We start from the raw sequence: 14,541 nt of genomic DNA, 5'->3' as shown, positions 1-14,541 counted from the left end.
CTTTTAAGGTCACTCTTTGTGCCTGATAAAAAATGGCGAAAACAAGAAGAACCTCAATTGAGGTTCTTCTTGTGATATTTGTGGGACAGCAGTGGTAAGCCACCAGTTTTAATAACTTTGTATTCAGAAACATATTGTTGTTATCCGCAGCCGAGTGGAAAGCTGTATACCGTTGATCTATATGAAATTAAAAAAGAAAGAAACCATGTGGTTTTAAACTCAATAACGAATATTTTAGGGAGGGATAATTCAGGGCTAGAAGGTGTTTCAGATGACTATATGCACTTTAAATTTAAAGATATTGCTTCTATTAAGAAATGGCTTGAAAAGAATCATAAATAAATTTTGGGACTGTATTAGATAAGGTGCACTAGATCAAACTCGCTGCTGGAGGCGGTGTTTCTTCTCAATATGATTCAATTGATGTAGCTCAATATTCAGAGGAAGAATTTAGAGCGGCGGTGAATGCAGCTGAAAATTGGGGAACATATGTTGCAGTGCATGCTTACACGCCTAGAGCAATTCAAGCGGCTCTTAAAGGTGGTGTTAAAGTCATTGAACATGCACAACTGATAGATGAACCAACGATCAAAATGATGGCACAAAAAATGCTTGGTTAAGTAGTCAAGCATTTCTTGATAATGAATATTCGAATCCCCAACAAGGTGAGGCAAGGGTTAAGCAAATTGAAGTACAAAAAGGTACTGATGATGCATTTAAGTTAGCTAAGAAATACAAGCTTAAAGTAGCTTGGGGCACAGATATTTTATTCAACCCAAAGATGACTAAGAATCAAGGGGCAATCCTTGCGACGATGACACACTGGTATACAGCTCCAGAGGTTTTAAAAATGGCTACTTCAACCAATGCAGAGTTACTTGCGCTCTCTGGTCCTCGTAATCCATACCCAGGTAAACTAGGAGTAGTAGAAGAAGGAGCTTTAGCTGATTTACTGTTAGTAAATGGGAATCCACTTGAAAATATAAACTTAGTTTCCAATCCCGAAACTAACTTTGTGGTAATCATGAAAGATGGTGTGATTTATAAGAATACGGTTGCTAAGTAATTTATAATTATTGGCTGCTGACTTATTCAAGCTAAAGTATTCAATACATACTTTAGCTTATTTATTTTACGATCTTTAAATTATAAATAAAATTAAAAGCTTCATGTTTTAAAGTCTTCCAATTTATTAGAGCAATGGGTTATATAATTTGTTGATTTTAATGCTTATGAGTTTTGAACCATTTAAATAAAAAATATTAATGTATACTTTTACTATGTATTGAAGAGAAGCAGATTTGGTTTTACGATTCTCCATGAAGATATTTTGGTTGAATAATAATCTAAGGATTTTCTAGGCTTTGTTCTTGCCAGTATCATTGTGAATGATCCTGATCAAGTAAAATGATGTATTAATGTACAATAGAGCTAAACGTCTGCACAAAAATTATTGCATTGCAAAACTGAATTATGTAGAATCTGCCACAAGTTAAATTATTGTATTCAATCATTTTAACGTTTTAGGGCCTATAGCTCAGTTGGTTAGAGCAGCGGACTCATAATCCGTTGGTCGACAGTTCAAGTCTGTCTGGGCCCACCATATAAAACAACCACTTAGGTGTACTAATCCTAAGTGGTTTTTTTGTTTTTGGGTCTTAGTAAGCGTATAGTAAGCAAAATCAATCAACGTAGAATTTTATTTACTTTATTGAATACACTAAAAGAATCAGTCTAATGAGCATGCATCTGTAAATTGAGTCTTAAAATCATCCATCGATTTTTGCATTGGTATGAAACGCTTCATTTTTCTGATTCTGTCAATCGTCTGTCTTATTTCATCAGAAGCTACAAAGTTTATCCAATCTGTATTTTTCTCTTGATTAGGCTGTCTAATGTGTAGAAAAAGAAAATCTAATAGATAGACACCACACCATCGAAAATTATCTAAAATAAATTGGACATTTTGCGTCAAGAAGATATGTATATTCTTTGTTTTTTCAAATTGAAATTTATACAAGCTTTTATAATAGGTATATACGACAAAGCCAATAAAATCTAAAAAATTTATGAGCATGAAAAGTTGAAGTTTTCCATCCCACTTTTCCCAAACTTCTCCTGCATTAGCTTGAGTTAAATCCATAGGAAGTTTCCTAAGCAAAAATTCTAAATTTCTTTTAGGTAATGCTGAATAAAATATTTTTAAATCTTCATGTGTTGGAAATCGTTCAAGTAATTTCCAAATAGGATGTTTAAAGTAGATAGATGACCCGGGGATTTTATCCTCGCACATTTCAAGTGTAGTCTTGGTTGGCGAAGTTGCACCGGAATTATATTTATACCAAATGGCAGATTCTTGTTGATCAAAAAATTCGGAGATCCTATTAACATTCACTATAAATAAATATTTTTCCTTCTCATCTGGATCAGGTCCCAATCGAAATGGAGAGTTAATTTCAACAGCTATCCGGCGTTTTACGCTGACATAATTATTTATATTTTCATACCAAATTACTGTTTTTAAATAATTAATAGCATTCTTTCTTGAACTTGATCTACACATTTTATAAGTCAATCGTCAACTTTTGAATATGAACTTGAAGATGCACAATACATTAAAAATCAACTAAAAAGTACATAATGTTTTCAAAAGGAACTTCAAAGTATGAAGTCTGAATCTTTACTATGTACTACTGCAGAAGCAGCTCAACTTTTGGGGATGCAACCGCAAACTTTGCGAAAGTGGGCTATTTATGAAAATGGCCCCATTGTTCCAAAAAGGCATGGTCGTTTACTCCGTTGGAACCGTAATGAAATTCTAAAGTTCGCTGGTGAAATTAAGTAATTCTTTTATGAACCCAGTATTTTTTCTGGGTTCAACTCAAAATTAAATCAGTTATTTAACTTAAATTTTTCTAGTGCAGTACATCAGCATCTACTTGAATCCATTAAGTAGATTGGAGGTGTTTTGCTAGAATTTTGGAATATGGTAAGAATTAATATGTTGAAAATAAAATTAGATGAAGAACACCCTATATTAAGTACTCATCATTCAACTGGGCAAGTTACTTCTTCATCTACATTGGAAGAGTTTTCTTTAAACTTTATAAAAGGCGATAAAATTTTAGATGAAAGTTACATACATCCACACTATCCGCATTTGGATTGTGGTGGCTGCAACATTTTTAAACTTGTAAGTAATTCTAATCTGAATTTTGTAACTGGTTATTTGATTGTTGGGATGGGGTATGAATATGATATATCTTGTGAACCCCAAAAAGTCATAGAATGGCGGAAAGTAGCACTTCAAATTGATGATGGTTTATTAGTCAATCGGTTGCTGAATAAAACGAAATTATCACGAGTGGTTTTGACGAATGAATTGGATGTTTTTTTTAAAATTTGTTTTACAAAATCATATGTAATCTACTTGCCAGATCTTATATTTGGGTCGCAAGAAGTAGAAAGCCTGCTACCTGAATCTGTTTTAATCATGACAGCTAATTATGATGAAGACCCTCAACCTCACATAAAGTTCAGCCGAGATAATTTATCTAGGCTATCGTATGCAGATGTACAAGAACGGATTGATTCTATTCATGCTTCATATATTGATTCACTTAAACATGAAGATGTTGAAAGTGAGTCAAAAGTCCAGTCATCAAACTCTTGGCCTGCCTTAGCATCTTTAAGTTCAGTTAATCACAATTCACCGCAAAATTATCCGCTTTGGGCTTTTCCAGCATTAATCGCAAATGCAATTAAAAAAACAGCATATATTCATAAAGTCCCAATCTCAGTGGCAGGACAAACTTACTTAGGAGAAATGGCTTTTTTGTCTCAAAGACATATCAATGCTCCTAGTGATAAAATGATTAAGGGTCAACCTTGTAGCCTTTTTACCATTACGATCTTTCCAAGTGGTGCAGGCAAAGATAATTGTATTAATGACGCCTGTTATGTTTCTAAAACCATAGAAAAAAGCAGTATGTCATTATATGAGAAAGAGTACGATGAATGGGTTAGATCAAAAGGTGAATTAATTGAGCCAAAAATTCCTTTGGCTAGATTTAAAAAACTTACAATACAAGGATTGATTTCACTAGTAAAAAAAAGCGATCAAAAAAGTTTTACATGGACAACTGGCGAAGGGGCATATCTATTTTCTGGATATACCATGAAAAGTGATACGGTAGGCGAAGCACTTAGTGTGATTAATAATTTGCTTGATGGTGAATCTATTAGTAATGTTTTAAAAGGCAGTAATATTGAATATGTAGATGGTGTTCGTTTTTCAATCAATATTGGTGTGCAAGATGTGATTGCATATCCGGCTTTGCAAAATGAGTTATTACGAGAGCAAGGTTTTTTAGCGCGTGCCTTAATTGTTTTTGCCGAACCTTTGCAGAGTGTTCAAATCACAAAACAGGATCGATCTATAAGGCCAGATCAAGATATAGACCTCAAGGCATATTGGAGTTTATGTGAGAAAATCTTATCGGATGTTCCAAAAGCTTTAGACTGTGCAAATGCTCATATGGTTATTTTGAAAACTGAAGAGGCAGACGATCTGCATATTGAATATGAAAACTTTATATTGCGTGAAGTTGAAAAAAATGGACGATATGCTTTCATACACTCGTATGCACGGCGCACTGTTCAGTATGTTTTAAGAGTCGCTGCAATTTTCGCATTTTTTAAACAAGAGAGCGTGATTACATCAGAAACGATGAAAGGTGCTATAGCTATCTGTAGGTATTCTTTAGAGCAGTGGATTGATTATTATGGTAAAGATAGTAAATCTGACAGTGAAATTTTACTAGAGTGGCTAAAAGCTCAGTATCGGAAAGGTAATAAAAGGGTTTTAAAATCGAGTATCAATCAAAAGCATGCAAAATTTAAGTCAGCTAAGCTACGAGATGCTGCTTTACAATATTTAATTGAAACCTATCATATTCGAATCGAAACACTAAATAATAGTGACTATGTAGTTTTACATCCTGAACTTGTAGAAAATTTATCTAATTAATCTAAATCAAGGGTAACTTATTGAAATATAGTTAAAGTGATTTAGATAAGTTGTTTTTCAAATTATCTAAATCATCTAAGTTAGATGATTTAGATATCTTAAGAAAAGTTCATCTATTTTTAAAACATTATAATTCAATGTGATAGTCTGGATTTAGATAATTAGATAACTTTTAATAACAAAAAATGTTTTTAAAATCATTCAATAACTCATCGTAAATGCTACTTACATTAATTAGCTCAAATTGACTAAAACTATACTTTTCAAAATACTTATTATCAACGTAATAAGCTAAAGCTTCATATGTGTTCAGGTCTGTAGCAACATTGAGCTGTCTGCAAAATGATGAGTTATATTGCAAATTTAATTCGGTTTTTTCAATAATTTTTGTCGCAACCATTTTAGAAATTTGACGTACATTCAAATTTCGAATTGCTGGATGAATAGCAATAGGGATGTGGCCTGGTGAATTGCTCATAATAGACTCCAAGATAAATTTACTTCAATGGTCTGTTATGAAAGAATGCAAAGGTAAAACGTCGAAATTTTACATCTTTCATTTCAGCGATTTGATATGAAAAGCGTGAGTGTTTTATTGTCGAGATAAGACACTCATGCACATACACTATTCTTCATATTAAATTTCCTCTTTTAATTTCTTTTGATGATGTCTTTTTGTCGAAATAGACAATAAAATGCTGTCATGTATATATATGAAAACTTGTCTATATAGTCAAGTATTTATTGTCGATTTATGGTGTTTTATGTTGATTGAGATGGATTCTGAGCTGTTTTGTAAAAGGCTTAAAGAAATAAGAGCACAAAGGAAAATGACACAGCAGGATATTTCTGAAAAAACAGGGATTCCATCGACCTCAATTTCGCATATTGAAGCTGGCTCTCGAAAGCCATCTTTGGAAAATTTTTATAAGCTTATTGTTGTTCTGAATGTGTCTGGTGATTATCTCTTAGGGCGTACAGATCAATACTCAGATTTAGGCACCGATCCTATTTCAAAATCAATTCAAGGTTTACCAGAGTCTGAGCGAGAGATAATCGAGAAATTTATCTTATCTCTACGTTCTTGAGAGAAAGTCCTGATGAAAAAATTAGAATATTCCAGTTAAAATTATGAGTAAATTGCTCAAAATTCATGACAAAGTATTTAATAATGAGAAATATCTCATGGTCTTTTGATTAAGCTCGAAGTGGAATTTACTATTATTTTACTATTGCTGTAATTAACAAGTTAAAAGACTGCTCAAGCAGAAATTGCTGGGTATTTATTACGAAAGTGGAATGTTGATTGTTTAGTAGGTTATCAGATAAAAAGCAGAGATTTATTCATGACTAAAAAAAACGAAACAATTTATAGTCTTTCAAGCACAAGCCTAGCACTTGGCTATGAAATGTTAAGAGGAATAAAATAATGGAAAACGTATTCAACTTTAGAGATGAATTAATAGATGAATACAGTACATTTTCCAGAAGTTTTGTATCTATTGCTGCTAGTGACATAAAAAATCTAGTTGAGCAGGAATATACGGCAGGACGCTACTGGCCGCAGCCTCTCATTCAAATAAATCCAAATTACCAGAGAAAAGGTACTGTTCAAGATTTAGCAAAAGATGGTGTACTCCACCCAATTTGTGCCGATATTTTTCGGACTGGTAAAACCGAAGGAAGGTCGGATCCTCTTTTTCTATATAAGCACCAAATTGAAGCTCTTGCTAAGGGGCAGCAAAAGCAGAGCTATGTAGTAACAACTGGGACAGGATCAGGGAAATCTTTGTCATTCTTTATTCCAGTAGTTGATGCAATTTTGAAAGGCAAGGATCAGGATTCAACTCCACGAACACGAGCGATTGTCATTTATCCCATGAATGCTTTGGCTAATAGTCAATTGGAAGAGCTTGAAAAGTTTCTTGTTGATTTCCCTTTAAGTAACAGGCCTTTTACAGTAGCACGTTATACAGGTCAAGAAAGCAAAGCACAAAGAGAAGAAATCGCAAATAACCCACCAGATATTCTATTAACTAACTTCATGATGTTAGAGCTAATCCTAACACGCTATGAAGAAGTGGATCGTAGGGTGGTTGAAAATTGTAAGGGGCTAGAATTTCTCATTCTAGACGAACTTCATACCTATCGTGGTAGGCAAGGTGCTGATGTAGCTGTATTGGTTCGTCGACTTCGAGAGAGGCTTGCAGCTAATTCAATGATTTGCATCGGGACATCAGCGACAATGTCTAGTACCGGAAAGCAAGCAGATCGAAATAAGGTTGTAGCAGACGTATCTAGTAAATTATTTGGTGCTAAAATTTCCGAACATGATGTTATCGGAGAGACACTTGAGCGAGTAACAACGCAATCAAAAGATGTTGCATCGATCAAAACACTCCTTAAAAGTGAAATTGAAAAGGAGAGTTTTAGTTGGAGCGGATTTGATGAGTTTAAAGACTCACCACTTGCAATCTGGGTTGAACTTAATTTGGGTATCGAAATTCCAAATGATGAGCCACCTAAACGTGCTAAGCCTAAAACGCTGAATTCTGCTGCCGAGCAATTAGCATTTGATGCAGGTGTATCCCAAGAGCAAGCTTCCTTAGCTCTACAAAAGTTTTTAGTTGCAGCACACGATATTAGAACGCCTCAAGATCGAGCTCCATTTGCTTTCAAACTACACCAATTCATAAGTGGACCTGGAAAGGTTTTAGCAACGCTTGAACCAGAAGGCATAAGAGCCATTACCTTAGATGCGCAACGTTTTGCACCTGGTCGACAGGAACAAGCGATCCAATTGTACCCCACACATTTCTGTCGAGATTGTGGTCAAGAATATCATCCTGTTTGGAAAACAACTCATGGACAAATCAGGTTTGACCCACGAGATATTGGTGAAATAACCACAGCAGATAATGACGATCTAAATTTTGGCTTTCTATGCCCAGAAAAGCCCTCTCAAACGTACAAAGGTGGATTGGAAGACCTTCCTGAATCTTGGATTGATTTCACCAAATCAGAACCCAAGCTCAAGTCTACTTATAAGAAAGCTCGACCTGAAGAATTCCTGATTGATCCCCAAGGTATTCAAGGACGGGGCCAACGCTTTTGGTATATTCCTGGAAAATTCCGATTTTGTCTAAATTGTGCACAAGTACATGAAGCACATGGTAAAGACATCAACCGACTCGCAAGTCTTTCAGGTGAGGGACGGTCATCGGCAACGACAGTATTAACGCTATCGGCACTACGCCAACTTTTTTCTATTAAGGATTTGCCAGCAGGTGTACCAGATCCGAGAAAACTCTTGGGGTTTACAGATAATCGGCAGGACGCTGCGTTGCAGGCTGGACATTTCAATGACTTTATCTTTTTGCTGACGCTACGCGCAGGATTAATAGGCGCACTAAAAGCCAATAATGGTGTACTGGACGAGGAAAAACTTTCCGAGGAAGTATTCAAATCACTTGGCTTTGATAAAGTCGATGAAGGTACTCTTGCTGAATATCTTAAAACACCAAAACTTATGGGTCTTGCGAGGCAAGAGTCTCAAAGAACTTTGCGCTACATTATCGGATATCGCTTGGTTCGGGATCTACGTAGAGGCTGGCGGTTTAACAATCCCAATCTAGACCAGCTATCACTTCTGCAAATAGGTTACAGAGGTTTACAGGAGTTCTGTGCTGAGGAGGAGTTGTTTCAGCACTGCAAAAATTCGGTGCTAGCTAGATTGAATACCTTGAATCGTCAGAATCTTTGCAAAGTCCTTTTTGATGAGATGCGTCGTTCCCTGTGCCTTGAAACGCGTTATCTCGATTCTGTTGAACAAGACAAAGCAAGAAACAGTGCGTTCAACTATTTGAATGAGCGCTGGGCATTTGCAGCTGACGAGAAACTAGAGACATCAAAGTTTCTGATTTTAACAAAACGCCCCGAATATAAAGGTAAGCCAAGAACAGATTTAGTTTCTGCAGCCGAGCGTTCTCGGGTGATCAAAGTTATCAAGAATGCCGAATTCTGGAAATCGACTTCATTTGCTGGACAAGTGAGCACATGGAAAGATGTCGAATGGGTTGAATTAGTTTCATCCTTACTTGAGCTTGCTACACTTTATGGCTACATACAGAAACATAGCGTTGAAAAGGGCTTAGCGGGCTATCGTTTGAATGCATCTGCTATGGAATGGTTACTAACAGATGATGTAAAGGCGGAAGAAAGTACAACAAACCAATATTTCCGTCAGCTTTATCTGAATTTGGCGGAATTGCTTAAACAACCGAACCATCCTTTGTTTTACTTTGAGGCCCAAGAACACACTGCACAAGTTGATGCTGGTAGACGCCAATTATTAGAACAGCGCTTTCGATATACGGAGAAGGATCGAAAAGAATGGCTTGAAGAGCCTGGTCATGAAACTCCACTCGAACGCCTGCCTGTGATGTTCTGCTCACCTACTATGGAATTAGGTGTTGACATATCTGCGTTAAATACAGTGTATCTGAGGAATGTCCCTCCCACACCCGCAAATTACGCTCAGCGAAGTGGTCGTGCTGGACGATCAGGTCAGCAGGCATTGGTGATTACCTATTGTGCATCTCTTAGTCCCCACGATCAGTGGTTCTTCCATAATGCGAATGAGATGGTTCATGGCGTAGTGAAAGCACCAACCTTAGACTTGGGTAACAGAGAGCTCATAGAAAGTCATTTACACGCTGTATGGCTTGCGGCTGCAGAAGTCGAGCTTGATAGCAGTATTGCACCAATAGTTAATTTGGAGGATGAAACCAAACCACTAAAGACAACGTTAATGCAAAAGCTGTCAGACTCTAACGTGATTGCTAAAGCTCGTATCGCGGCAAAGGGTGTTATTAAGCAGCTGGAAAGCGAATTGAGTAAAAGTCATTGGTTTACTCAAGACTATATTGATTCAGTTATTACTCAAGCTCCGTTGAATTTCTCAAAGGCATTAGACCGATGGCGAGCACTATTTGACGCTACGCGTAAGCAAATGGATATGGCTGAAGCTGTGGCAAAAAGCCACACAGCCACAGACTCAGAAAGAGCAAATGCTAAACGTCGCTGGGGGGATGCTGCGAATCAATATGGAATATTACTAAAAACTGGTAACACGCAGAATTCGGATTTTTACACTTACCGCTATTTAGCAAGCCAAGGATTTTTACCTGGTTACAATTTCCCTCGCTTGCCTCTTATGGCTTGGATACCCGCGCGTGGTGGGCAAACTGCTGGTAAAGATGAGGAAGGCAGTATGGTTAGTCGACCACGCTTCCTTGCACTGTCTGAGTTTGGTCCTCGCAGCCTAATTTATCACCAAGGGCGTATGTATCGAGTAGTTCGTGCCAAGCTTAATGTTGGCAATAGCGATCATATATCTGGTAACAGTTCGCTCGCCACTATTTCATCACGTGTTTGCAGTCAGTGTGGTTATGGACATTTGGGTCAGTCAGGGGGGGAAGAGCCATTGGTAGAGCGTTGTGAAAACTGTGATGCACTATTGACTGAAGAAGGCTGGGTCAAAGAGTTATACCGTATTGAAACTGTGGAAACAGTGCCGGTAGAGCGCATATCAATCAATGATGAAGATCGTCAACGGCAAGGGTTTGAATTACAAACCACCTATCGATTCTTACCAGGACCAGATGGAAAAATTCAACAACATAAGGCGATTGTTGAATCAGGTACAGATCCGCTTGCAGAACTGACTTATGCCCCTGCTGCCCGAATTTGGCGAATCAATCGTGGCTGGCGTCGCAGAAAAGACAAAAACCAGCTTGGTTTTTTCATCAATCCAATCACAGGCACTTGGAGCAAGCAGGATGATCCTAACAGTGATGATGATAATGGCAATGATGAAAGCGTAATGGACAAAGTTGCAAACCAGCGCATTGTGCCATTCGTTGAAGATCATCGAAATCTATTGATCATTCATCCTGTCAAGCTGCTTTCTACTGAATCAATGGCAACAGCTCAGGCTGCTTTAAAACGTGGCATTGAAATGATCTTCCAGATTGAAGAGTCTGAATTAGTCGCCGAGCCATTACCAAAGCTTGATGATAGAAAGTCACTATTATTTTATGAGGCCGCTGAAGGCGGTGCTGGCGTTTTGACTCGCTTGGCTTCTGAGCCAGAAAGCTTGGCATTAGTGGCAAGCAAAGCACTTGAGATTATGCATTTTCAAAAACCAGAAGGTAACTGGAACGTAAATGAACTATCAACACTAGAGATTAAGGACAATCTAGGCAATGCTTTGTGTGAAGCAGGCTGTTATCAATGTTTATTATCCTATTTCAACCAGCCAGATCATGAAAATATCAATCGTCGTGATCACGATGCGTTGGCGTTATTGGTTGCTTTGGCAAATGCAAATGTTCGACCAAGCTCACAAGTTACAAATAATGCGCCAGTTAATAACATCCCAACAAGTACTTTGATGGATAACAATGCAAGCGAATTTCTTAATGCCATTGAAAAGCATGGCATAAATAAGCCAGATGCGACTATGGTACCAGTTTCTGGTGGCTCAGCTATAGCGGTAGCGCAATATAAATCAGCGCGTACGTTAGTCTTTACCAAATGGCCAAGTGACGAAATTATTCAGCAACTTAAAGACAAAGGCTGGGCATGTATTAACGCATCAAATAACGCAGAATGGGTAAGTCTATTTAGTGAACATGTCACGCTGTTTCATCCAGTAGGTAGTAAGGAAATTTAACAATGACACAAGAACATAACTACCTTCCGGGCAACTTGGTTCATGCACGAGGCCGCGAATGGGTAGTGCAAAACGAATGTAGATCAGATTGGCTTCGCCTACGCCCGTTAGGTGGCACAGATGATGACGTGATTGCACTGATTCCCGAATTAGAACTCGAACCAGTGAAGTCAGCAACCTTTCCCTGGCCAGATGCGGAAAAACCCGGTAATTATTCTGGGGCCCTATTATTGCGTGATGCTTTGAGGTTAAAGTTACGGACGGGAGGTGGGCCATTCCGTTCCTTTGGTAATATTGCAGTCGAACCACGAGCTTATCAATTGGTTCCGCTACTTATGGCGCTACGTCTAAGTACTGTGCGCTTATTAGTCGCTGACGATGTAGGTATAGGTAAAACCATCGAGGCTGGTTTGATTGTTCGTGAACTTTTGGATCGTGGAGAAATCTCCAAGCTTGCCGTATTGTGTCCACCTCACTTGGTTGAACAATGGCAGTCGGAATTAGAAAACCGTTTCAATATACATTCTGTTGCTTTAACTTCTGCCACTGCAAGCCGTGTTGAACGCGAAGTACCGCACGGTACGAGTTTAATGGATCACTTTCCAATTGTGGTAGTCAGTCTTGATTACATTAAAAGTGAGCGTCATCGAGAGCACTTCCTCTCAATTGCACCGGAATGCATTATTGTCGACGAAGCCCATACTTGTGCGTCTTCTGGGCGGGGCAAACAACTGCGTTTTGAACTGCTACAACGACTCGCAGCCAACGAAGAGCGGCACTTGATTCTATTGACTGCGACTCCTCATTCAGGTGACGAGACTGCCTTCTATAATCTTATCTCTCTACTTAATCCAAAGTTTTTGGCGCTACAAAATCGAACCTCAGCCAGCGATCCATTACGTCAAGAATTGGCTCGTCACTTCGTGCAGCGACGCCGTAAGGATATTGTCGAATGGCAGGCCGAAACCAACGATGGCACCGGTTTCCCACGTCGAATGAAAGCTGAAGTCACCTATAAACTTACAGGTGATTGGGGTAACTTTTTTGATGCAGTTCAAAACTACTGTGTTGAGTTGGCTGAAAGTGTTGAGCAGTTAGGGGAAAGTGATAATCGTTTGATCTGGTACGCCACTTTAGCGTTGCTTCGCTGCGTTGCCTCATCACCGGCCGCTGCTGTGAAAGCACTTGGCAACCGAATAGAAGGCCTACAAACCGCTGATGAGCTATTAATTGACGAGCGTCTACATGATGGTGAGGCTGACGATTTATCTGCATCGGATATTGAACCACCTGCGCAACTAAATAATCAAGCGTTGCAGGGATTGATTACAGAAGCAGAACGCCTCAGTGGTAAGCAAGGTGATCCCAAGCTAGCTGCGTTAATTCAGCATATCGATGAATTAATAAAAGATGGCTTTCATCCTGTAGTATTTTGTCGCTATGTCGCTACGGCGCATTATGTAGCCGAGCATCTGCGCAAACAATTCCCTAAAGCCACAGTTGAATCTGTGACCGGTGAACTTACGCCAGAAGAACGCCAGCTAAAAGTGGAAGACATGGGGGAAGGCGCACAACGCATTCTGGTAGCGACTGATTGTTTGTCTGAAGGCATTAACCTGCAGCATTTATTTACTGCTATTGTTCACTACGACCTAGCTTGGAACCCCACTCGTCATGAACAGCGCGAAGGACGAGTAGATCGTTTTGGCCAGCAAGCCAGTGAAGTGCGCTGTACTATGCTCTATGGTGAGGATAATCCTGTAGATGGTTTTGTTCTAAACGTTATTTTAAGAAAAGGTGAAGCGATCCAGAAAGAGCTTGGGGTGTTAGTACCAATGCCGGAAGACGATACCCGCATCAATCAGGCGCTGGTTAAGGCAGCTCTGATGAAGCGTACACAACAAGCAAGCCAATACCAGTATGATTTGTTTGCAGAGGCAAACGAAATACTCGAGCCAGTTCAGATAAAGTGGCAAGATGCACTCACCAAAGCCAAAGCTAACCGTACCGTATTTGCCCAGCGCCGTATTCAACCGAATGAAGTGTTACCCGAGTGGCAGAAACAGCAAGACTCATTAGGTACCCACGAGGATGTGCAGCGCTTTATTAAAACCGCAGCAGTACGTTTAAATGCACCACTCGAAACTTGCCCTAACAATCGCTATCGCTTTTTGCCGCAATACACGCCCGAGAATTTATGCCAACGCTTAGCCGATGAAGGCATTGAACAACCACTTGTGCTTGACTTTAACGAGCTACATCGTAGTCACCCTTTAGTTAGTGTGTTGGCAGACCATTTGATTGAAGAAAGCCTGCAAGGTGACAGCAATGTAGCGGCACGCTGTGCAGCGGCTGAAACCGATAGTGTCGAAGTGGTCACCACTATTTACCTGTTGCGTTTGCGACACCAGTTGGAATATGTGCGCAGGCGTGAGCCCTTCCAGCTTATGGCAGAAGAAACCGTCGCTTTGGCTGTTAAAGGTCGTACGAATCCTGAATGGATCACAGGCTTTGAGGTTAATAAGCTCTTGGAATGTGTACCCAGCGGAAACCTATCCAAAGAGGCTATGACTCGCGAAATCAATCACGCGATTACCTTTCTGCAACAAAACCAAGAAAAGCTTGAAGCTTTAGCTGAAGAACGTGCCAACACCTTGCTGGATGACCACAAGCGCGTGCGTGAAGCCGCGCGCGATGTGGGCCAATACAGTGTAAAGGCTTGTTTGCCTGTGGATGTGATAGGTGTGTATGTATTACTTCCGGATGCGCTGTAAGG

Annotated in this window: 7 protein-coding genes, 1 tRNA gene and 1 pseudogene; 7 read left to right on the top strand and 2 right to left on the bottom strand. The window is 39.2% G+C overall.

Features of this window, described 5'->3' with window-relative positions:
- Nucleotides 1-374: 374 nt before the first annotated feature.
- Nucleotides 375-1,066: pseudogene (locus tag MKL32_RS16170) on the top strand (amidohydrolase family protein); the annotation flags it as partial.
- Nucleotides 1,067-1,526: 460 nt separating this feature from the next.
- Nucleotides 1,527-1,603 (top strand) — tRNA-Ile (locus tag MKL32_RS00415).
- A gap of 126 nt (nt 1,604-1,729) precedes the next feature.
- Here MKL32_RS00415 and MKL32_RS00410 read toward each other — a convergent pair.
- Entirely contained in the window at nt 1,730-2,563 is an 834-nt protein-coding gene (locus MKL32_RS00410; protein WP_270900043.1) for a hypothetical protein, read from the bottom strand.
- 102 nt (nt 2,564-2,665) lie between these two features.
- Between MKL32_RS00410 and MKL32_RS00405 the strand changes: the two genes are divergently transcribed.
- Both MKL32_RS00405 and MKL32_RS00400 read left to right on the top strand, forming a co-directional pair.
- Nucleotides 2,666-2,845, top strand: coding sequence for a helix-turn-helix domain-containing protein (locus MKL32_RS00405; protein WP_270900042.1), 180 nt, complete (start codon nt 2,666-2,668; stop codon nt 2,843-2,845).
- Between the two features lie 123 nt (nt 2,846-2,968).
- Nucleotides 2,969-5,029, top strand: a complete 2,061-nt coding sequence (locus MKL32_RS00400) for a DUF3987 domain-containing protein (RefSeq protein WP_270900041.1) — start codon at nt 2,969-2,971, stop codon at nt 5,027-5,029.
- Nucleotides 5,030-5,201: 172 nt separating this feature from the next.
- On the opposite strand, the gene MKL32_RS00395 is transcribed toward MKL32_RS00400, so the two are convergent.
- A complete protein-coding gene (locus MKL32_RS00395) occupies nt 5,202-5,507 on the bottom strand; it encodes a hypothetical protein (protein WP_270900040.1) in 306 nt (101 codons plus the stop codon).
- 286 nt (nt 5,508-5,793) lie between these two features.
- Between MKL32_RS00395 and MKL32_RS00390 the strand changes: the two genes are divergently transcribed.
- The 3 genes from MKL32_RS00390 (at nt 5,794) to MKL32_RS00380 (ending at nt 14,539) form a co-directional block, all read left to right on the top strand.
- Nucleotides 5,794-6,117, top strand: a complete 324-nt coding sequence (locus tag MKL32_RS00390) for a helix-turn-helix domain-containing protein (RefSeq protein ID WP_270900039.1) — start codon at nt 5,794-5,796, stop codon at nt 6,115-6,117.
- A 341-nt stretch (nt 6,118-6,458) separates the two neighbouring features.
- A complete protein-coding gene (locus MKL32_RS00385) occupies nt 6,459-11,765 on the top strand; it encodes a DEAD/DEAH box helicase (RefSeq protein ID WP_270900038.1) in 5,307 nt (1,768 codons plus the stop codon).
- A 2-nt stretch (nt 11,766-11,767) separates the two neighbouring features.
- The gene (locus MKL32_RS00380; protein WP_270900037.1) at nt 11,768-14,539 is read left to right on the top strand and encodes a helicase-related protein; all 2,772 of its coding nucleotides are present in this window, start codon (nt 11,768-11,770) and stop codon (nt 14,537-14,539) included.
- Nucleotides 14,540-14,541 lie beyond the last annotated feature (2 nt).

Origin of the sequence: Acinetobacter sp. AOR34_HL, from assembly GCF_027854795.1 — a bacterium.
GTDB classification, from domain to species: Bacteria; Pseudomonadota; Gammaproteobacteria; order Pseudomonadales; family Moraxellaceae; genus Acinetobacter; species Acinetobacter junii.
This window is presented reverse-complemented; position numbering and strand designations above follow the sequence as displayed.

Coding starts and splice junctions, on each gene's coding strand:
- MKL32_RS00395 (WP_270900040.1), bottom strand. CDS start 5,507: ATGAGCAATTCACCAGGCCACATCCCTATTGCTATTCATCCAGCAATT.
- MKL32_RS00410 (WP_270900043.1), bottom strand. CDS start 2,563: ATGTGTAGATCAAGTTCAAGAAAGAATGCTATTAATTATTTAAAAACA.
- MKL32_RS00385 (WP_270900038.1), top strand. CDS start 6,459: ATGGAAAACGTATTCAACTTTAGAGATGAATTAATAGATGAATACAGT.
- MKL32_RS00380 (WP_270900037.1), top strand. CDS start 11,768: ATGACACAAGAACATAACTACCTTCCGGGCAACTTGGTTCATGCACGA.
- MKL32_RS00390 (WP_270900039.1), top strand. CDS start 5,794: ATGTTGATTGAGATGGATTCTGAGCTGTTTTGTAAAAGGCTTAAAGAA.
- MKL32_RS00405 (WP_270900042.1), top strand. CDS start 2,666: ATGAAGTCTGAATCTTTACTATGTACTACTGCAGAAGCAGCTCAACTT.